This window comes from Limosilactobacillus frumenti DSM 13145 (genome assembly GCF_001436045.1).
Taxonomy (GTDB): Bacteria; Bacillota; Bacilli; order Lactobacillales; family Lactobacillaceae; genus Limosilactobacillus; species Limosilactobacillus frumenti.
Genome location: NZ_AZER01000016.1, coordinates 287,069 through 306,326 on the forward strand (window position 1 = coordinate 287,069; position 19,258 = coordinate 306,326).

20 protein-coding genes and 1 pseudogene are annotated in these 19,258 nt (G+C 45.1%); 5 read left to right on the forward strand and 16 right to left on the reverse strand.

Annotated elements, in window-relative coordinates:
- Window positions 1-39: 39 nt before the first annotated feature.
- The 9 genes and pseudogenes from FD27_RS05945 to FD27_RS05985 all read right to left on the reverse strand — a co-directional run bounded on the left by FD27_RS05945 (window position 40) and on the right by FD27_RS05985 (window position 9,584).
- On the reverse strand, window positions 40-1,074 hold the full coding sequence (locus FD27_RS05945; protein ID WP_057750978.1) for a serine hydrolase domain-containing protein: 1,035 nt from the start codon (window positions 1,072-1,074) through the stop codon (window positions 40-42).
- 115 nt (window positions 1,075-1,189) lie between these two features.
- A pseudogene (locus FD27_RS09030) lies at window positions 1,190-2,112 on the reverse strand (type II toxin-antitoxin system antitoxin SocA domain-containing protein).
- Between the two features lie 236 nt (window positions 2,113-2,348).
- A complete protein-coding gene (locus tag FD27_RS05955; RefSeq protein WP_057750981.1) occupies window positions 2,349-3,320 on the reverse strand; it encodes an L-lactate dehydrogenase in 972 nt (323 codons plus the stop codon).
- A 29-nt stretch (window positions 3,321-3,349) separates the two neighbouring features.
- A complete protein-coding gene (locus FD27_RS05960; RefSeq protein WP_057750984.1) occupies window positions 3,350-4,090 on the reverse strand; it encodes an LrgB family protein in 741 nt (246 codons plus the stop codon).
- Between the two features lie 16 nt (window positions 4,091-4,106).
- Window positions 4,107-4,514, reverse strand: coding sequence for a CidA/LrgA family protein (locus tag FD27_RS05965; protein WP_057750987.1), 408 nt, complete (start codon window positions 4,512-4,514; stop codon window positions 4,107-4,109).
- Between the two features lie 325 nt (window positions 4,515-4,839).
- Window positions 4,840-5,568, reverse strand: coding sequence for a LytR/AlgR family response regulator transcription factor (locus FD27_RS05970; protein ID WP_057750990.1), 729 nt, complete (start codon window positions 5,566-5,568; stop codon window positions 4,840-4,842).
- A complete protein-coding gene (locus tag FD27_RS05975; protein WP_057750993.1) occupies window positions 5,546-7,315 on the reverse strand; it encodes a sensor histidine kinase in 1,770 nt (589 codons plus the stop codon). Before FD27_RS05975 ends, FD27_RS05970 begins: the two co-directional genes overlap by 23 nt.
- Window positions 7,316-7,331: 16 nt before the next feature.
- Window positions 7,332-8,198, reverse strand: coding sequence for an SPFH domain-containing protein (locus FD27_RS05980; RefSeq protein WP_057750998.1), 867 nt, complete (start codon window positions 8,196-8,198; stop codon window positions 7,332-7,334).
- A 12-nt stretch (window positions 8,199-8,210) separates the two neighbouring features.
- Window positions 8,211-9,584: an RsmB/NOP family class I SAM-dependent RNA methyltransferase gene (locus FD27_RS05985; protein WP_057751003.1), complete on the reverse strand. Its 1,374-nt coding sequence runs from the start codon at window positions 9,582-9,584 to the stop codon at window positions 8,211-8,213.
- Between the two features lie 151 nt (window positions 9,585-9,735).
- Here FD27_RS05985 and FD27_RS05990 point away from each other — a divergent pair, with 151 nt between their 5' ends.
- A complete protein-coding gene (locus tag FD27_RS05990) occupies window positions 9,736-10,548 on the forward strand; it encodes a Cof-type HAD-IIB family hydrolase (RefSeq protein WP_057751005.1) in 813 nt (270 codons plus the stop codon).
- Window positions 10,549-10,611: 63 nt separating this feature from the next.
- On the opposite strand, the gene FD27_RS05995 is transcribed toward FD27_RS05990, so the two are convergent.
- Complete coding sequence (locus tag FD27_RS05995; RefSeq protein WP_057751008.1) at window positions 10,612-10,860, reverse strand: cytochrome b5 domain-containing protein; 249 nt, start codon at window positions 10,858-10,860, stop codon at window positions 10,612-10,614.
- A gap of 400 nt (window positions 10,861-11,260) precedes the next feature.
- Here FD27_RS05995 and FD27_RS06000 point away from each other — a divergent pair, with 400 nt between their 5' ends.
- The gene (locus FD27_RS06000) at window positions 11,261-12,487 is read left to right on the forward strand and encodes an MFS transporter (protein ID WP_057751011.1); all 1,227 of its coding nucleotides are present in this window, start codon (window positions 11,261-11,263) and stop codon (window positions 12,485-12,487) included.
- A 306-nt stretch (window positions 12,488-12,793) separates the two neighbouring features.
- On the opposite strand, the gene FD27_RS08710 is transcribed toward FD27_RS06000, so the two are convergent.
- Both FD27_RS08710 and FD27_RS06005 read right to left on the reverse strand, forming a co-directional pair.
- Window positions 12,794-12,934, reverse strand: a complete 141-nt coding sequence (locus FD27_RS08710; RefSeq protein WP_157055086.1) for a hypothetical protein — start codon at window positions 12,932-12,934, stop codon at window positions 12,794-12,796.
- A 55-nt stretch (window positions 12,935-12,989) separates the two neighbouring features.
- Complete coding sequence (locus FD27_RS06005) at window positions 12,990-13,496, reverse strand: hypothetical protein (RefSeq protein WP_057751015.1); 507 nt, start codon at window positions 13,494-13,496, stop codon at window positions 12,990-12,992.
- A gap of 177 nt (window positions 13,497-13,673) precedes the next feature.
- On the opposite strand from FD27_RS06005, the gene manA reads away from it, so the two are divergent.
- Window positions 13,674-14,639, forward strand: coding sequence for a mannose-6-phosphate isomerase, class I (gene manA / locus FD27_RS06010; RefSeq protein ID WP_057751018.1), 966 nt, complete (start codon window positions 13,674-13,676; stop codon window positions 14,637-14,639).
- A 167-nt stretch (window positions 14,640-14,806) separates the two neighbouring features.
- Here the strand turns inward: manA and FD27_RS06015 are convergent, their stop codons facing one another.
- Together FD27_RS06015 and FD27_RS06020 are read right to left on the reverse strand one after the other, a co-directional pair.
- On the reverse strand, window positions 14,807-15,208 hold the full coding sequence (locus FD27_RS06015) for a winged helix-turn-helix transcriptional regulator (protein ID WP_057751021.1): 402 nt from the start codon (window positions 15,206-15,208) through the stop codon (window positions 14,807-14,809).
- A 98-nt stretch (window positions 15,209-15,306) separates the two neighbouring features.
- The gene (locus FD27_RS06020) at window positions 15,307-16,047 is read right to left on the reverse strand and encodes a hypothetical protein (protein ID WP_162258505.1); all 741 of its coding nucleotides are present in this window, start codon (window positions 16,045-16,047) and stop codon (window positions 15,307-15,309) included.
- 200 nt (window positions 16,048-16,247) lie between these two features.
- On the opposite strand from FD27_RS06020, the gene FD27_RS06025 reads away from it, so the two are divergent.
- A complete protein-coding gene (locus FD27_RS06025; RefSeq protein WP_057751027.1) occupies window positions 16,248-16,814 on the forward strand; it encodes a sigma-70 RNA polymerase sigma factor region 4 domain-containing protein in 567 nt (188 codons plus the stop codon).
- 30 nt (window positions 16,815-16,844) lie between these two features.
- On the forward strand, window positions 16,845-17,090 hold the full coding sequence (locus tag FD27_RS06030) for a hypothetical protein (protein ID WP_057751031.1): 246 nt from the start codon (window positions 16,845-16,847) through the stop codon (window positions 17,088-17,090).
- Between the two features lie 46 nt (window positions 17,091-17,136).
- Here the strand turns inward: FD27_RS06030 and FD27_RS06035 are convergent, their stop codons facing one another.
- Complete coding sequence (locus FD27_RS06035) at window positions 17,137-17,667, reverse strand: hypothetical protein (protein ID WP_057751034.1); 531 nt, start codon at window positions 17,665-17,667, stop codon at window positions 17,137-17,139.
- 20 nt (window positions 17,668-17,687) lie between these two features.
- A complete protein-coding gene (glpK, locus tag FD27_RS06040) occupies window positions 17,688-19,196 on the reverse strand; it encodes a glycerol kinase GlpK (RefSeq protein ID WP_057751036.1) in 1,509 nt (502 codons plus the stop codon).
- Between the last annotated feature and the right edge of the window lie 62 nt (window positions 19,197-19,258).

Here is a 19,258-nt window from a genome sequence, read left to right on the forward strand (position 1 = left end):
ACAGGAAGGAATTGCAATGCAACTCTTTCCTGTTTATTTTTACTTCTGGTTGAAATAGATTTGGGCAAGCTGGCCAGCAAGTTGGTCAGTCTGTTGACTGGATAGACTATTTGAGAAAAGCATTAGTGAGCGGTAGCGGTTGGTGTAGACGACACAGGTATAGCCATCCACCGTGCCGTTATCATGTAACAGCGGACCATTGACATAAAAGCCGGCAAAGTAGTGACTAGGTGTATTAACTTTCGTACGAACAATCTGCCGAAATTCCGGCCGGTAATGATCCAGTGAATAATTCAGCAACTGCCAATAATTGCGTGGTGTCATTAACAGGTCTCCAGCGCCGAGGGTTGTTGATAGCTGACTCTGCAGGTGTTGCCAGTCATTATTTTGGTCCCCCGTCAACAGTAATGAGGAAGGAACCATCTGCGCATTGCGAATTTGGTAATAAAACTTCAGATCATGAAGGTGAGCTGGCCGCGCAAGTTCCTGAATTAATAGCTCACGATAAGGACGATGGTTAATTTTTGACAGGATCCCAGCCAGCAAAACATAGTTGATGCTAGCATACTGCCAACCAGTCCCACCGGTGGATTGATAATGGGACAAAGAATACGATTCCTGTTGTTGTTGATTAGTAAGAACTTGTTGCGCAAATCGTCCCTGGTCGGCCAACCCAGAAGTATGGGTCAGCAAACGCCAAATGGTAATCTGGTTACTGTCATTGACTTGCGGATAATAGTGGTTAAGGGTGGTATTCAGACTTAAGTGCCCACCTTTAATAGTCCGTAACACCATTAACCCGGTCAGCCACTTCTGCGTAGAGCCAATCGGAAACAGCCGGTCGGCAGTCAAGTGCTGCGCTGATTTTGGATTAACGGTGGCATTGGTTAGCACTAACGGTTGCCGTTTCGTTTGACCATTCACCAGTAAGACCACGTTGGCCTTGGAATGGACCAAGGTCCGTTGAAGTTGTTGTCGTTGGTAATGATTAGGCATTTGGCTTGCGTTCGCCTCCGGGACAACAAAGCAGACAACACTTAAACAAACCATCATCACCAACACTAACTTTTTCATCTTTTAATCCCCCATCATTACATGGATAGGTTGAATTGTACCGCAAGTAGCCACACTCGTAAATGGATTTAAACGAAAAAAGGAACACTTCAAGTCAGAAATGTTCCACAATATTTTATTCTTCTATTCCACGCTTAAATGTATCAAAAATCAATTGATCCTTAATTACTTGCCGATCTGGGGTTAAATCCCATGGTGAACCTGGCTGATGAGTTTGCTTACTTAGTCGAGCAGCATTGTAGTTAATGTAATCTTCATTCACTTTACTTAACAGATCTGCAATCTCACCATCTTGTGAAACCAAATTATAGTCATCCATTGCTTCTTTATCTGGCTTATCAATATCAAGTACACTTTTACCATTAAATTTATCATGTACTTCCGTTATCAATGGGCCATATTGAAAGTGAACGATTGTTGAAGAAAATAACTTATTTCCAGTTGCTGCTAAAAATCTCCCATACGCAATGTAAAGAAGTTTGATGACCTTCATTTGCGTTAACGGGTCAATGTTTAAATCTCCTTCTCTTTCAAAATAATTCTCAACTCGTAGCCAATTAGCTAACTGTACAGCCATAAACTTAGGCTGCTCTTTTGCGATTCAATAATATCGTTACCCTTACTGAGATAAGAGTTAACCTTCGAAACTAATTCATCGGAGTAGTTATTCTTGTCATTAGTAATATATTGTTGAAGCACATTATCATTAATAATGAGTGATTTTAGCATTCTATTATTGGCTTTAGTAGGAAATGCACCCGCTTCGTAAAGTGCAATAGTGTTTGGACTTAATCCAGTTAGTTCAGCTAAATTGCGTTGAGATAGCCCAACTTTAGCACGGTATTGTTTTAAATCTTTAGGTGACAATAGTCCCATTTCATCACGATATTGTTGACGAGCTATTTCTGCAGCTTGATCATCCAGTTTCTTATCTGGAATCAGTTCATTGGTATTACTGTCAAAAAGAGCTGGCGCCGTTACCGTATACTCATGCCCGTTAATGGTATAAGTAGTTGTAAAGTTCTTTTGGTAAGCCATATAAACCTCCTCCTTTAATAATCAAGATGAAAACTGATAAATACCACTTTTTGGTTATTCTCAGTAAACACAAACTTGATGTAATAAGTCTGCCCATCACTAGTCTTAAAATAACCAAATAAATCAACAGTATTTGACATAAAGACGATAAAGCTGAATTCTCAGCTATCAACACCAGTTGGCGAAGAGCCAAAAAAAGGCGCTGCGGTAAACCGCAACGTCTTTCTTATTTATGATTACTTCCAAAGGTAGTTAACTAAGCCAACCTTAGTCATACCGTCAGTAGCAACCTTCTTCAAAGCAGCAGCTGAATCAGCCATTGCCTTGGATTCACGTTCATTTAACGGAACTTCGATTACCTTAGCAATTCCGGATGCATTGATAACTGCTGGAGTACCCAGGTAGTTATCCTTAATACCGTATTCGCCGTCCATGTAAGCACCTACAGGCAATACCGCATTTTCATCACGCAGAATAGCACGAGAAATCCGCATTAAGCAGGTAGCAACACCATAAGCAGTGAAGCCCTTCCGATTAATGATTTCGTAAGCCTTGTGACGCACGTCATCTTCAATCTTCAGCAATTCATCATTGCTAATCCCAAGTTCGTCAGCAACTTCCAATAATGGACGGCCACCAACAGTAGCACTTGAATAAGCAGCAAATTCAGAATCACCGTGTTCAGCCATCACATTAGCAGAGATATCTAATGGGCTAACACCGAGCTTCTTAGCTAAAGCAACCCGCAAACGAGCTGAGTCAAGTGAAGTACCAGATGAAATAACTTGGTTAGCTGGCAAACCAGAAATCTTTTGCACAGCGTAGGTCAAGATATCAACTGGGTTTGCAGCAACTACGATAATGCCATTGAAACCACTCGACATAATACTCTTGGTAATTTGCTTCATGATTTCAAGGTTCTTACCTACTAAGTCCAGACGAGTTTCGCCAGGCTTTTGGGCAGCACCAGCACAGATAACAACTAAGTCTGCATCTGCACAAGCGTCGTAGTCAGCTTGGTAAACACCCTTTGGAGCGGTGAAGACAGTTGCGTCTTCAAGGTCCATGGCGTCACCTTCAGCATGATCCTTGCTTAAGTTGACAATCGCTAATTCTTCAGCTAAACCTTGTTGAACCAAGGCATAAGCATAAGCAGAACCAACTTGACCGTCACCAACAAGGACAACTTTTTGATGATTCTTAGACATAACTTCAGTTCTCCTTAATCAAACCGGAATTACATGAACAGGTGTGCGTATACAGGAACCAAGATGTCCATTGCCAATGAAACAATAACAACGGCAACGGCAGCCATAGCACCTTGAACTTCACCAAGTGAAAGAGCCTTAACAGAACCAACGGTGTGGCCGGCAGAACCAAGGGCTAAACCAGTGGCAACAGCTGACATCTTCTTAAGGCCAAGAACCTTAATAAGGAATTCAGCCAAGGCGTAAATAACAACGGCGTTAAGAATACATGCCATAGCAGTAACGGCAGGAACACCGTGAACACCGGCAGCAATTGGCATAGCAACGGCGGTCGTAGCAGCTTGTGGCAACATTGAAGCAGTTGAAGCAGCTGACAGACCGAAGAGCTTAGATACTAATTGAATCAAGAAGAGTGAAACAAATCCACCGACGAACATGATAACAATAATATCGAACCAGTACTTCTTGAACACGTCGTTAACACGGTACAGAGGAATAGCGAAGGCCATGGTAGCTGGGTTCAAGAACCAGAAAATCATGTTACCACCAGGAAGGTAGTAAGTCTTGTAAACGACAGCGGTCGTAGAACCGGTGCACTTAGCCCAGATAGCTAAGATAACAATACCTAAAATCATACCAACCAGTAATGGGTTGAAAAGGAAGAAACCATTACTAATCTTAGTTAACCACATACCTATTAAGTAAACGATTAATGAAATAAAAATACCAGTGAATGGTAGTGCTAGATTTGTAACAATCGTATTAGCCATAATTTAATTGCCTCCCCTAGTCTTCATCCTTGGTACCAGTGATCTTGTGGTGAATACCCATGACCAAAGCACCAACGTAAGCAATGACAACAAGAAGGATGATTGTTGAGATGATAATTACAATAACATCTTGAAGTCCTTCCTTCTTCATGATGTCCAAGTGGGCAGCCAATTGGATACCTGATGGAACGAACAGGAATGCAATCAAGCCGATCATGAAGTCACCAAATTTAGCAACTTGGTGAAGCTTAACAATGTGACAAGCCAACAGAATGTAGAGCAGAACCATCGCAATCAAAGAAGTTGGTACGACGAAGCTCTTTGGAAAAAGATCAGAAATCAATTGAGAAACAAATAAAATAGCTGCAAAGATTCCCATTTGTACATAAATGTTTGAATCTTTTTGTTTATTGTCCTTTCCCATAAGTTATTCCCTCCCTAGAGAATTAAAAAAATTTGGAATTGATACCAGAATCCTGGTATCGCCTTCGTTATCTAATGTACTCCTCTTTTTAAGAATGTGTTAAATTTCACAGTCGAATGACCTTTTTTTGAAATGAAATGCCCTATAGGCGTCGTGAAATGCCCTATAGTTTGTTAAATAATAAACACAATTAACATTCCTGTAATAGAACACCACTCAGTCAAGTAGCTAAAAATACTTATATATCAACCCTTTTCCCTTAATTGGGTAGTACCAACCAAATAAAAAATGCTGAGCAATGACTTGCTCAGCATTGTGTGATTTTTTACATTCCTAACGCTTGCTTAGTGGCATTAACGTAGGACCGACTAACAGGGACCTTAATACCGCCTTCCAGGGTTAATTCGTAGGTGTGGTTAAAACTTGGCTGAAGTTCCTTTACCTTATTCAAATTGACCACGAAACTCCGGTGAACGCGAATGAAGCGTTGCGGATCCAGTTGGTTAATCAGGGAACGCAGGGTCTGCTTACTGGTAAACTGGCGCTCCGTTGTATGGATGTGGATGCTGCCATTCTCGGCCTGGATGTAGAGGATGTTCCGCTTCTGCAAAACAATTGTCCGCTCATCAGAAGTAATCGACATTCGCGGATTCTTCTGTTGCTGATTAGCAATCGTTTCAGCCGGGTGGACAGCCGAATTCAATTTAGCAACCCGCTCGATCGTTTCATTGATCCGGTCCTGTTCAAACGGCTTCAAAACATAGTCAACGGCATTAGCTTCAAAAGCATCGAGGGCATACTGGTCATAAGCCGTTGCGAAGACAATATAGGGACAGTCCGGTTGTTTCTTCAACTGCTTGGCAAAGGTCATCCCACTACCATCCCCCAGCTGAATATCCAAAAAGACCAAGTCAGGGTGATTCTTATTAATTGCTTCTTTAGCTTGCATAACCCCGTCAGCTTCATTGATCGCATCGACCTGCTTGTTTTGCTCCAGCAGGTAATGTAATTCGTCCCGTGCTAACGGTTCATCATCCACGATTAAGACTTTCATTGCCTGTTCCTCCCTTAGTTTGCAGTGGTAATGAAATAGTGACTTTCGTTCCATTCTTTCCCGTATCAAATTGCAAGTGACTCTGTTGATCATACAATCCGGTCAATCGCTGGTTGAGATTTTGCAAAGCGGTGCCACTCCCGTGTTCAGATGGCACCACTTCCTGCCCAAGCTTGGGCAATAACGATGCTGGAATTCCACAACCGTTATCAGCAACTTGTAAAATCAGACGGTTGTTTTGGCGCCAAATATTGATCAAAACCTTGTTGCCTGATTTACGATTTCCAAATGCATGCTTGATGGCATTTTCAACAAGCACCTGGATTGTAAATGGCGGCAAAAGAACATCATTATTAACCTCACTATTGAAGTGGACCTCATACTTATCAGGAAAACGGGTCTGTTCTAATGATAGGTAGGCATTGACGTGATCCCGTTCCTGCGCCAGGGTGATCTTGGTAGCTCGGGCCCCAATCAAGTTGGCGCGGAAGTAGGTCGATAGTTGCAACAACAACTGGCGAGCTTTATCCGCATCCCGCCGCATCATCGCACTAATCGTGTTAATGGCATTAAAGAAGAAATGCGGGTTAACCTGCGCCTGCAATGACTTAATTTCGGCATCCCGGACTAACTTAGCTTGCATTTCAGCTTCTCCGAGGGCAATCTGGTTAGCAAAGATTTCTCCTAACCCGGTGGCCAGTTGAATCTCGACCGGGGTCAACCGCCAGCTATCGGTGTAGTACATCTTTAACGTCCCCGCGACCTTGTTGCCGATCCGCAAGGGGACGACAATGGCGGCCTGTAGAGGACAGTTGACATGGGAACAGCCAATCTCTTCCGCATTTTTGGCCACGCGGACCTGGCCGCTATGAATCACCGATTCCGATAAATTAGTGACCATTGTTTCTCCCGCAATGTGGTGGTCACTCCCGGCACCGACATGGGCTAAAATGATGTGCCGGTTAGTGATACTGATGGCATCAAAGTTGGTGTGGGCTTTAATAATTTTGACCACTTTTTCAGCGGACTGGCGGTTCAGGCCATTCCGGAAGTACGGTAACGTTTCGTTAGTCAACTGCAAAACCGAGTGCGTCTGGGTCGCCCGCGTTTCCTCTTCCTGTCGCAAGTACATCGTGATTACGGAGATAAAGATCGATGTCCCGATCGACGAAATAATAATCATTGGCAAAGCGATAAAAGAAACTAGCCGCCAACCAGTCGGACTAAATAGGAAGACAAAAATCATCTGGATCGTTTCCATGGACAAGCCGACGATGAAACCGCGCTTCGGCGTCATCCCCGTAAATGAACTGTTCTTATCCTTATATAGGTATCCGGACAACAAGCCAATCAACGCTGAACTCGGAATGTAGAACCAAGCTTGACTGGCAAAGCCACCCTGCATCACCCGGTGCAGACCCGCGATTAAACCAACCGATCCGCCTACCCAGGGACCACCAATAATGCCGGCCATGGTGACGGCCAAAATACGAGCATTAACGATTGAATCATTGTGGTTAACGGCGGTTAATAAAACTTTATCATGGAGGTCATTAGTCGGGTCAATCTCAATCCCAGTGATGTTCGCCAAAATAGCAAATAGCGCAAAAATGATGACGAGCTGCAGGCGGGCAGCAAAGGTTTTGGCAAACAGCAGGCGGCGGAAAGCAGGAATGTTAACTAACAGGAAGGCCAAGATAATGACAATCCCGACCCGTTCCGCCATTAAAATCGAAAGATAAATCATTAGTTACCAGACCCCACTATTGATTTGTTCCGGTGTTGATTACCGGTTGAGTGCCCCGCTCGGAAATGATGGCTACCATGATGTTATTGATGATCTGCAATCTTTGTTCATCATTTAGGTCCAGGTTAGCTTCCTTGGCAAGTCGGTCAATCGCGTCTTCCGTGATGGAAACCGCCCCTTCAACAATAATCTTCCGGGCAGACAGGATGGCAACGGATTGTTGCTTCTGGAGCATTGCGGAAGCAATTTCCGTGGCGTAGGCCAAGTGGGTCAACCGTGTTTCAATAATCTTGACCCCAGCGACATTCAACCGTTCTTGCAGCTCGGCGGTTAAACGATCGGAAACCTCCGTCGGGTTCGAACGCAGGGTCAGGGCATTCTCATTTTCAAAAGTATCATATGGATATTCACTTGCTACATGGCGGATGGCGGATTCAGATTGAATCTGAACGAATTGCTCGTAGTCATCAACCGCAAATAGTGCTTTAGAGGTGTCGACCACCTTGAAGACAATCACCGCAGCAATTTCCACTGGATTCCCCTTCAGATCATTCACCTTCAGGATCTGACTGTTGAAGTTCCGTACCCGCAATGAAACTGGTTCCTTATCCGTGAATGGGACGGTCATAAACAGGCCGGCGTCACGAATCGTACCAATATAGTTACCGAAGAAGGTTAAGGCTTTCGCCTCATTTGGCTGGATAATTGTCAAACTGGTCATCAAGATCAAAACGAGGGCAATCAGGACCACCCCGCTAATCAGCATCCCCAATGAGCCATGGCGAAAGCCAGTATATGCTAACCACAGACCAGCCAAGCCACCAATGATGGCGACAAGCAGTCCCAAGTAACCATTAACATGAAACGCATTCTTTTCTTTCATTGATTATTCCTCCTAAAAACGCAAGCCTTTTGGATAGAAATTCTTAATTGTGCCGTTGACTAACTTTCCAAATCCACACGTATGCCGGTCACAAACTAGCAGGTACCAACCATTCGGCAAGTCATTGTTAGTCTGGACAGTGTCGCCGTGAACATATTGCCGCCATTGGTCCTGAGTTAATACAATCTTCTGGCCCACTTCATCAGGATCCAGGGCCAGGGCCCACGCCAATGCGGGTTCAAAGCGGCGTTTTTTAAACGTCCCCAGGTGCAAGCCGGGACGCATGACTGTCATATCAGTGAGGTCGTCAATCCCAGCTGGCAAGTCATACAACTGGTCGCCAAAGGTCAATAGGTGGTGCGGCTGGTAATTAGGAACCAGGCGCTTTTTCAATGCATTGAATTCCTGCAGCTGCTCCTTCGGCAAGCTGGCATGACCACCACGTTTTTTGCGCCGACGCTTCTTTTTAGCGGGTGCAGGGGGATTAGTCATTGCTTCACCGTACTGCAGTTTGGCAATGAAGTGGCCCTCCCCCTTGATGTGATGAGGGAAGAGGCGGACGGCCTTCGTCAATTCTGGATTACCATTGGCCCAATCTGGACGACCGTCATCCATCCCCGGATACTTCTGCACCTCCGCCATCGTCATGGATGGATAATTGTCCAGAATCCAGGCGATGTTTTGTTCATCCTCTTCAGGCGCAAAGGTGCAAGTCGAATAAACGAGTGTCCCGCCCGGCTTCAGCATTTTAATGGCCGAGGCAATGATCTTCCGTTGGCGGTTCGCGCATTCAGCCGGATAATCCGGGTTCCAGTATTCGATCCCAGCTGGTTCTTTACGGAACATCCCCTCACCCGAACACGGGGCGTCAATCAAAATCCGATCAAAGAAAGCCGGAAACTGTTTTTCCAATTCATCAGGGCTTTCGTTCATGACCACAGTGGACTTGGTTCCCCAGCGTTCAAGGTTTTCCGCCAATACCTTAGCTCGTTTACGGAAAATTTCGTTGGCTACCAAGAGGCCCTGGTCTTTCATCAGACCGATCAGGTGCGTTGATTTACCACCGGGGGCCGCGCACAAGTCCAAGACCCGCTCACCCGGCTGGGGATCCACAATCTCACCGACGTACATGGCGGATGGTTCTTGACTATACACCCATCCCGTGACATGATCGAGGGACTTACCGTTGACCTGCCCGTAATAACCAGTCGGTACATAGGGCACCTTCCCCGATGCTTGGTCAATCGTGGCCGTCGGTTCCCCTGGTTTTAACGGGTTCACCCGGAAGCCAGCATAACTCGGTTGGTCAAAGCTAGCTAGAAAAGCAGGAGCCTCATCCCCCAATAGTTGACGATATTTTTCAACGAACGCAGTCGGTAGTTGCATTAGATAAAATCCTCTTTTTTAGTACAAAATTCTTCATCTATTGTACCTTATTTTGAGGCCGGTCTAAATACCTGGCCCAGAAATTGAGAGTTCACTTTTAAGACGAGCAAGTGTATAATAATTTTTCAACATTGTGGAGGAAGTGAAGCAGATGGACCAGCACTTAATTGCCATTGACTTAGACGGGACGACCCTTAATAACCAGTCTCAATTGACTAGTGAGACAATTCGCACACTGCGGGCAGCCGCTAAGCAGGGTCACATTGTCAGCATTATTACGGGGCGCCCCTACCGAATTGCCCAGCATATTTATGACCAGATTGGCATCCATACCCCCATGGTCAACTTCAATGGTGCACTGGCCCATATTCCCCACCAAATGTGGTCTAAGGAGTATGAAATCAAGCTCACACAAGAGCTCGCGTTTGACCTGGTCAACCATCGGCAACAGTTAGGAATCGAAACCATCACCCTCGAGAGTAAAAACAAATTCTGGGCGAACCGGGAAACAAAGGACGTTCCGGAGTTCTTGCCCAGTCATTTAACGCCAAAGCAGCGGCTGAAGGCCAGCAACGTCGATGAGGACCCAATTACGATCATCATCGAATACCAACCCGGTCATGAACAAGAAATTATCAAACGGGTTAACGAACGTTATGGTGATTTCGTGGAACCAAGTATTTGGGGTGGCCCATATAATGTTCTCGAGTTGATTCACCGGGGGACCCATAAGGAAGCGGGGATGTATTACCTTGCTAAGCAATACGGGATCAGCAAGAGTCATATCATTGCCTTTGGTGATGAACACAATGATCGAGAAATGATCGATGCGGCGGGCCTCGGGGTGGCAATGCGCAATGCAATCCCCGCCATTAAGCAATTAGCTGACGATGTCACGGAATTTGATAATGACCATAATGGCTTGGCAAAGTACTTACAAAAATACTTTAAACTCGCTATCTAACACAAAAAGGGATGAACCAACATTGATTCATCCCTTTTTATATTATTATTCATTTGACATTAACTATTCTTCTGGTTCCCCGATGTACTTACCAACGACTGGCAAGTCCTTTAAAACTGAATCACCGTGAATGCTCCGTTTCATAGCTGGAGTAATATCGTGACCAGCAAGATTACCATGGTGGTGGCCACCCTTCCAGTTAGGGACGCTAGATACATCATAAACGATACCGTTGCAGGCAACGTATGCTGGATGACCATCCTTACCATCAAAGGCAGATAATTGGTCCCCCGTGAATGTGCGTTCTGCCATCTTTCTTTCCCCCCTAGTGAGCTTTGAGTGTCTAAATTGTACATTAACTAATAACGTTAGACAAGCGAAATATGCAATCTCTCCGTAAAATAATTTTATATTCATTATTATAAGTGTATTAATTTTATTATCAATCATTTTATTACTTTTGATTTATATTTTTATTTGTTATATGAATTATTCTACTAAAATTGTTATAATAAAGCTGAAGGTGATTTTGCAAATTACTTTCGCTAACATACTTCTACTTTGGAGACTGGGGTTGTGCTCGGTCTCTTTTTTGGTGCTAATTATTATTTGCAATTTAAAAGACGATGTGTATAATCAAATGCAAGTAAGCGAAAGCGCCTATCGCAAAATAATCGATGTCAGAGAGCATCATTTTGGAGGTTAATTGAATATGCAACAGACAAGTACGCATCTTGCGGAACCAATGACAAAGAACCAGAAGTGGGTCATGGCCTCAACGGCCGCGGGTTTCTCACTGGAAAACATGGACATCATGTTCCTGTCGTTTGCTTTAGCACCAATCATTGCCAGTTTGCACATCTCGAGTGCAGCTGCGGGATGGATTGGTTCCATCACTAATTTGGGAATGCTTGCAGGGGGAGCAATTTTCGGCCTTGTCGGTGACCGGCTGGGTCGTGTAAAGACATTCTCTTACACGATCTTTATTTTTGCCTTTGCCACCGCGGCGATGTTCTTTGCCCACACCTTACCAATGATCTACACACTACGGTTTCTTGCCGGGATCGGTGCTGGTGGTGAATACGGTGTCGGCATTGCCCTGATCGCGGAAAATTTCCAACCACACATGATTGGTCGGTTAACATCCGTCGCTGCGATTGGTGGTCAAGTTGGAGCAATCTTTGCCGCAGTCATGGCGGCCTACATTATCCCAGCATTCGGGTGGAACGCCCTCTTCTTACTCGGGGTCATTCCAGTTATTCTGACCTACTTCATTCGTCGTCACGTGAACGAAAGTCAAGAATTCCTGTCGGCCCACAAGAAGGCAATTGAAACCCACGAAAAGATTGCGGTTAGTCGCCTGTTTGCGACCCCCGGTTTAGCCATCCAAACCCTCGGTTTAATGATCATGACCATTGTCCAGATTGCCGGCTACTTTGGTTTGATGAACTGGTTACCTTCCATTGTCCAAAAGCAACAAGGCTTGTCAGTTTCTGGCTCTTCCATCTGGATGATTGCAACAATTATTGGAATGAGTATCGGAATGATGGTCTTCGGCACCATCATGGATAACTTCGGCCCACGGTGGGCATTTGGGATCTTCCTGATTGGTTCCGCCTCAGTAATGTTCACCATTTTGATGGTCAAGAGTGCGGTTGCCTTAGTACTGGCCGGGGCCTTAATTGGTTTCTTCTCTAACGGTATGTTCGGTGGTTATGGTGCGGTCATTTCCCGCCTCTACCCAACGGAAATTCGGTCAACTGCTAACAGTATCATTATGAATGTCGGCCGGGCCATTGGTGGCTTCTCCTCAGTAGTCATTGGTCTCCTGATGGACCACTACACCCTTGCTGTTACCATGGGTTGCTTATCCGCCCTTTACATTCTGAGCTTTGTTGTCATGTCACTACTCCCTGGAATGCGGAAGTTAAGTCGGTAAATTTAATAAGATAAAGAATACCCAGCACTAGCGAAGTTGCTAATGCTGGGTATTTAATTTTTAAATGATCGTTGCTGTGATATTGTCTGCTTCTAATGCAGCATAGTCGAAACGTGTTCAGCCTAAGCTCCCTCAAGCTAACGACCTCCTCCGACGACAAGTCGCCGTTTGTTGGAGATCTACTGCAACGTAGTCGAAACGTGTTCGCCAGGAGCTTGCTAGAGCTAGCAACCTCCTTCCTAGGCGTGCAACGCCTTCGTCAGGAGAAATTGCTAGCCTTCCGCAAGCTCTTTTCTGGCTCACACTCTACTTAATTAACGAATCCAAAAACGTCACGATATAGTACAACAAAATAGCGGCAATACATAATTGAAGCAACTGCCACATTCCATGCAATACTTTCTTATTCCATTCCTTATTAGATTGATTCTTTGGCTTTTGATCCACGGTCCCTAATCCTCCTGTTTGCTAATGTCAGTATTATACCACGGGGGCAATTTGGTTAGCCAATGGTCATAATATCCATTTCTTCAAGGACATCCCCCACCAGTGCCGGTTGCAAAGTCACCTCACCAGTCGGACGACCGCCAATCTGTGGCAAGAAATAGCGGACAATGGCCCGGTAACCTTCACCCGGCGCCATCTCAGGGTTCCGTTCAATCCAAATTGGCGAGAAGGCATTGATCTCATCATCGTTATACAAGTTATACTGATGAATCACCGTCTGCAGGTCTTCCATGATTCGGCGATACGGGTGTTGGAGACGCAATTGTTCCAAATCTGCCAGAGTTTCCCCGGTACTCGTATCAAATGGCGGATTATCGCGAAAGTAAGATTGGATCCGTTGCAGGCCACTATAGGATAAGGCTGTCACAAAGGTATTGCCCTGGTGAACGTCTTCCAGGTCGGTCAGAGATAATTGGGTTTCACGCGCGAGAACCGACAAGTACTGGTCAGCCATTGCAATCAATTCTGACTCGATTAATTGTAAATCACTACGGGTAATCATAAAAAGTCCTCCTCTCACTTACTTTCGGACGCCAATATAGTAAACACTGTTAATTATGACCATATTTCCCGGCAAAATACAAACATTTCGTTAATTATATGGTTGGTCTAGGCCGTCAATGCTATAATAGAACTTGTAACATTGAAAACGCATACATGCGGATAAGGAGTGATTTTGATGGCAGAACCATTATTTCTAAAGCCAGTATTTCACGAAAAGATTTGGGGCGGTCGTCACTTGGAAACCGATTTTGGTTACAAAATTCCTGATGGAACGATCGGCGAATGTTGGGCAATTTCTGGACACCCTCATGGGCCAAACGTGATTGAAAACGGACCTTACAAGGGCCAGTTATTACCAGACGTTTATAAGGAACATCCGGAACTGTTCGGTAGTCCAAAGTCCCCAGTATTTCCCCTGTTAACCAAGATTTTGGATGCCAATGCTTCCTTGTCCGTTCAAGTTCACCCTGATAACAAGTATGCTGAGGAACACGAACATGAATTAGGCAAGACCGAATGCTGGTACGTTATTCATGCTGAGCCAGGTGCTTACCTAACATATGGTCACACCGCGAAGACCCGTCAAGAGTTAATTGACATGATTGACAATCATCAATGGGATAAGCTCTTCGGCAAGAAGCCAGTCAAGACTGGGGACTTCGTTTATGTTCCATCCGGGACGATTCACGCCCTGAACAAGGGAATCATCGTGCTGGAAACCCAACAAAGTTCCGACACCACCTACCGGATTTACGATTACGACCGGGTTGACAAGAAGACTGGTAAGAAGCGTCAATTGCACTTGAAGCAATCCAAGGAAGTTACCACTGTTCCATTCAAGGAACCTAAACTCCACGAAACCAGTGAAAAGATTGGCGACTCCACTGTCACGACCTTAATCACGCAACCAGATTCACCATTCTTCTCCGTTTATAAGTGGGATGTGCATGGTGAACTGACCCGTAAGCACGAGCATGGTCCATACACGTTGATTTCGATTATTGACGGGGATGGTTCCATCACCGCTGATGGGAAGACTTACGAACTCCACAAGGGTGTTCACTTCATCGTTCCGGCAACGATTAAAGAATGGACAATGAAGGGTGATATGTTGGTCATCGCTTCTGAATCCGTTGAATAAAGTAAATTAAGCTTGTTAATAAAGAAGCGACTCGCATTGAAGCGGGTCGCTTTTTGTTGTATATGACGGTGGTTTACTTTGACAAATCCTAACCGTGTTAATCTTAAAATTTCATCAGCAATAGAAACGAAAAATATTTGCTTGATTAGTGCGAGACTTTTGGCTGACTAATGGAAATACTTATCCAACGTCTTCCCGTAAGCAACAAGTTCCTTCATGCTCGCCTGTTTCTCTGGCTCCACAATCTCGTCAGGAATACGGTCTTCCTCGTCATCGATCTGGTGACGACCCCAAATGCAGAGGGAAAACATTAGGTCACGTAAGGAAGCCCCGGCATCCGTCAATGTCCACTTATGATCGTCATCCTTAATTGGGTTCATAATTCCCAATTTCTGCAAACATGTTAAATTGTGTTCGATTGTCGTATCAGTGGCATTGGGGAGCAACTGTTGCAATTCCGTTTCATCAAATGGACGAAAGCCCAGCCAAAACAGTAACCGTGGTTGCCATTCATTTGACAACACTTGGAGAGCGAAATTAATTCCAGTTTTATTGGTAGCATTTGTCATAATCAGCACCTCGACACTCAAATTAGTTCTCGGTTTCTCTTCTATCCATCATTATTATACCGAATTACCAGACAAATGTTAAAATTATGTACAATATTTCAAGAATTCCTACAATTCGACTGATGGTATCGATCAAATAAAACATGGTAAAAATTGGCATTAAAGTTCTCACCATAAGCTTGCATTGCCGCAGCGGCGACCGTTTGTGCCATAATTTGAAAAATCATACTCTCATGGTGTTGGCGGTGCTGGCGCCAATTATAACCAGCAGACTTTCTGACCATCCCCGTCACATCCCCCTTCCGCGCTCCGTAGTGTCGACACAGATTCTCTAGGGACGACAAGTGAATGGTTCCCACATCGTGAGCCGCCCTACGCATTCGCCGGAAGGTCTTCATATTCGTATCAATAATCACCCGGATCATTTCGCGCTTTTTACCTTTGAAAGTTGCCAATACAGCATCAGCCTCTTCATCAAAGCAATAGTTATCCAAGTAATGGTTCATGAAGTATACCACCGCCGGATTGGTTCGTCCGCAAGTGGGGACCAGCGCGTAGTTACCAGCAACGTAGCCTAATGTCCGTTCCGTAATCATTTGATATAGACACCGCATTTCATAATAGTGGATCCCGGCAACCTCACTGAAGCGGTCTAAGACTTTTTTCAACGATTGGTTAAGGACAATTAATTGGCCATACCGGGTTAGGACTAACGTTTGTTTCTGCTGATAGCGGGTCACCAATAACGTATTATCCCAGCGGACTTCAAAGCCATTGGTGAACTCTTTAATCGGTAAAGTGGTGAGTTTCCGCAAGTCAATTGTTTCGATGATCAACACCCTACTTTCTAAAAAACTTAATTTTTGAATGAATCTTGCTCATCCATGAACAAATATTAAGATATTGGATTTTTTAACCGCTGTCAATCACTTTTTAAACGCCAACAGATCATTCTTATCATTCGCTTAGGAACAATCAATTAGGTTAAATTAACGGTACTCAAGAGCTCTTGGGAATTAAATCACAAAGAGGTTCCCAAATGAAAAATGGTAAACTTTCTGCTGGCCTGATCTACCTATCAGCAAACAATCGCCAGCGACTTATCCATGCCGTACTTAAGAAACTATGTATCGCCCCAAGTGATGATGATTATGACGACCTTTTTCAAGAAGGCTGTTTAATCTTTGCGGATGCTTTTGCTCGTCATCCTGACCCGGTCAAAAATGAACGACAACTAATGAACTTCGCCTTCAAACGGATCTATTGGCGATTACTCGATCAGTTACGCCGGATCAACAAGCAAACTGCCACCACCGTCTTATCGCTAGACGATGACCAGCAATCAGCGGACCAGGTGGAACGATGTCTCACTGATGACACTAGTCAACACCCCTTCGCTCGATTAGAGCACGCGAGCTTCATGGAGATATTATGGCGGGCTTGTACTCCCAATCAGCGGCGTTACTTGTTTGCCTGCCTCTGGTTAGATTACCGGGACAGTGAAATTGCGGAATATTATCATGTCAGTCGGCAAGCCGTCGCCGGATGGAAACGCGGAATGATCACTAAGGCTCGGCAGATTGCCGCCCGTGATCATTTCGACTAGAATGAAGGAGTAGAGAAATGGGGGACAGTAATGAATCCACACCAAACTAGTTGTGACCACGATTGGTTTCACGTCCGTTATCATGGTGAAGACCGTGACGATGGGACATCCAATGAATTAAGTATTAAACCAGCCGTTGATGAAGACCGCCTAAACGTCTTACTGACGAATGTCGGGTTTGACCAGCACTGTTACGACAACACCCTTTCCCTAACACGGGAAGACGCCGCACAGCTTGCTGACTTTCTAAAAGAATGGCTTAATCGGCCAAAATAATGAAACAGCTGTTACCAAGCAATTCGCTTAGTAACAGCTGTTTTAGTTATGGTTGCGGTTGATCAGAATACTCATGCAGCAACTTACTCATTTCACCCCAGTATTCCATGGCCATCAAGGCATCATTTACCGATTGCATCATCAGGTCAATTTCCGCCATGTACTCTAACTGTTCCTTTAACAAACGCATGGAATTATCCATACTGACAACGTTACCCTCCACCTTGGCAATCATTGGTAGCCGGCTCATTACGTCATCTTGGAGGTCATGAATTACATCCAGGTAAAAAGTATTCCCCAGTTCGAACATCATTTTCAGCGGATCACCCTTGCCCAACTGACGAAGATAGGCAATATACCAGTTGCCCATCCGTCGCCAGTACTTTTGCCAGAGCGTCGCCGAAGATGTTTGAGTTGGATTATCAGTAAACGGTGGAATCTTCTTCCATTGATTATAAAGGTCAACATAGAAAGACTGGTGCTCAGTATCACCAAAGTCTTCCAATTCATGAGTAGAAGTTAAATAACCGCCTAATCCTTCAACAATTTGGGTTGGTGTGATTGTTTGCTTAGTCATGAAAATCTCCTTATTGTTAATTATTTATTTGGGTGTGAAAATAGCTGGGCTGCTTTAATCGCCTGTTGCCAACCAGCATACAGGTGGTTAGCCTGGTCAGCACTCATTTGTGGCTCGAATTCGTCGCCGATCTTGGAAAGCTTGCGGAGTTCTTCCTGGTCCGACCAAAAGTCCACTGCCAAGCCTGCCAGGAAGGCCGCTCCGAGTGCAGTCGTTTCTTCCATTGCGGCCCGCTTAATTGGGGTCTGCAAAATATCAGCTTGGAACTGCATCATGAAGTTATTACGGGACGCCCCACCGTTTACGGTCAAGGCCGTCAGTGGCAGGCCGGTATCCTTAACCATTGTGTCCACCACATCCCGAGTCTGGAAGGCAATTGATTCCAAGGTTGCCCGGACAATGTGACCACGGTTTGTCCCCCGGGTTAGGCCGAACATAGCTCCCCGCACTTCTTGATCCCAGTATGGGGCCCCAAGTCCAGTAAAGGCAGGGACAACGTAAACACCGCCAGTTGACGCTGCTTTGACCGCCATGGCTTCGGATTCACTGGCATGCTTAAACAGCTGGAGGCCATCGCGTAACCATTGCACAGCCGACCCAGCCACAAAGATACTTCCTTCCAGGGCATAGTGAACCTGGTTATTTAAACCATAGGCAATCGTGGTCAGCAAGCCATTATCAGATAAGGTTGGCTGCAGGCCAGTATTCATCACGATAAAGGCCCCAGTCCCGTAAGTATTCTTGACCGAACCCTTATCATAAGCGGCCTGGCCAAACAGTGCGGCCTGCTGGTCACCAGCAATGCCAGCAATCGGAATTTGGACCCCAAAGAAGTGGTAGTCTCCAGTATAACCGTAGATCGCCGAACTGGGCTTAACTTCAGGCAGCATCGCCCGTGGAATATCTAACAGGTCGAGGATATCCTGGTCCCAATCCAACTTATGAATATTGAACAGCATCGTCCGGCTGGCGTTGGTAACGTCCGTTGCGTGAACACGATGACCAGTTAAGTTCCACAGTAACCAGGTATCGATCGTCCCAAAGAGTAAGTCACCCTTAGCGGCCTTCTCCCGTGCCCCGGGAACCCGGTCTAGAATCCACTTAATCTTCGTGGCAGCAAAGTAAGAATCAATCACTAAGCCCGTCTTGGCATGGATCATGTCCTTATAGCCATCTTTAATCAACTGTTCAGCAATGTCACTGGTCTGCTTTGATTGCCAAACAATCGCATGGTAAATGGGCTTGCCAGTATGACGATCCCAAATGATGGTGGTTTCACGCTGGTTGGTAATCCCAATTGCCGCAATCTTATAAGGCTTGATCTGCGACTTGATCATGACATCTGAAATAACCGACTGAACACTATCCCAGATTTCAAGGGCATCGTGTTCCACCCAACCAGGTTGCGGAAAGTATTGTGGAAACTCCTGTTGGCTCATTGCAACCTTATTACCAGCATGATCAAAGATAATGGCCCGCGAACTGGTCGTCCCCTGATCAATCGCCATCACATACTGCTGTTCATTCAAAGTTAAAGCCATCCTTTCCAAAATAAAAGGGAGTTAGTCAAACCAACTAGCTCCCTTTAATA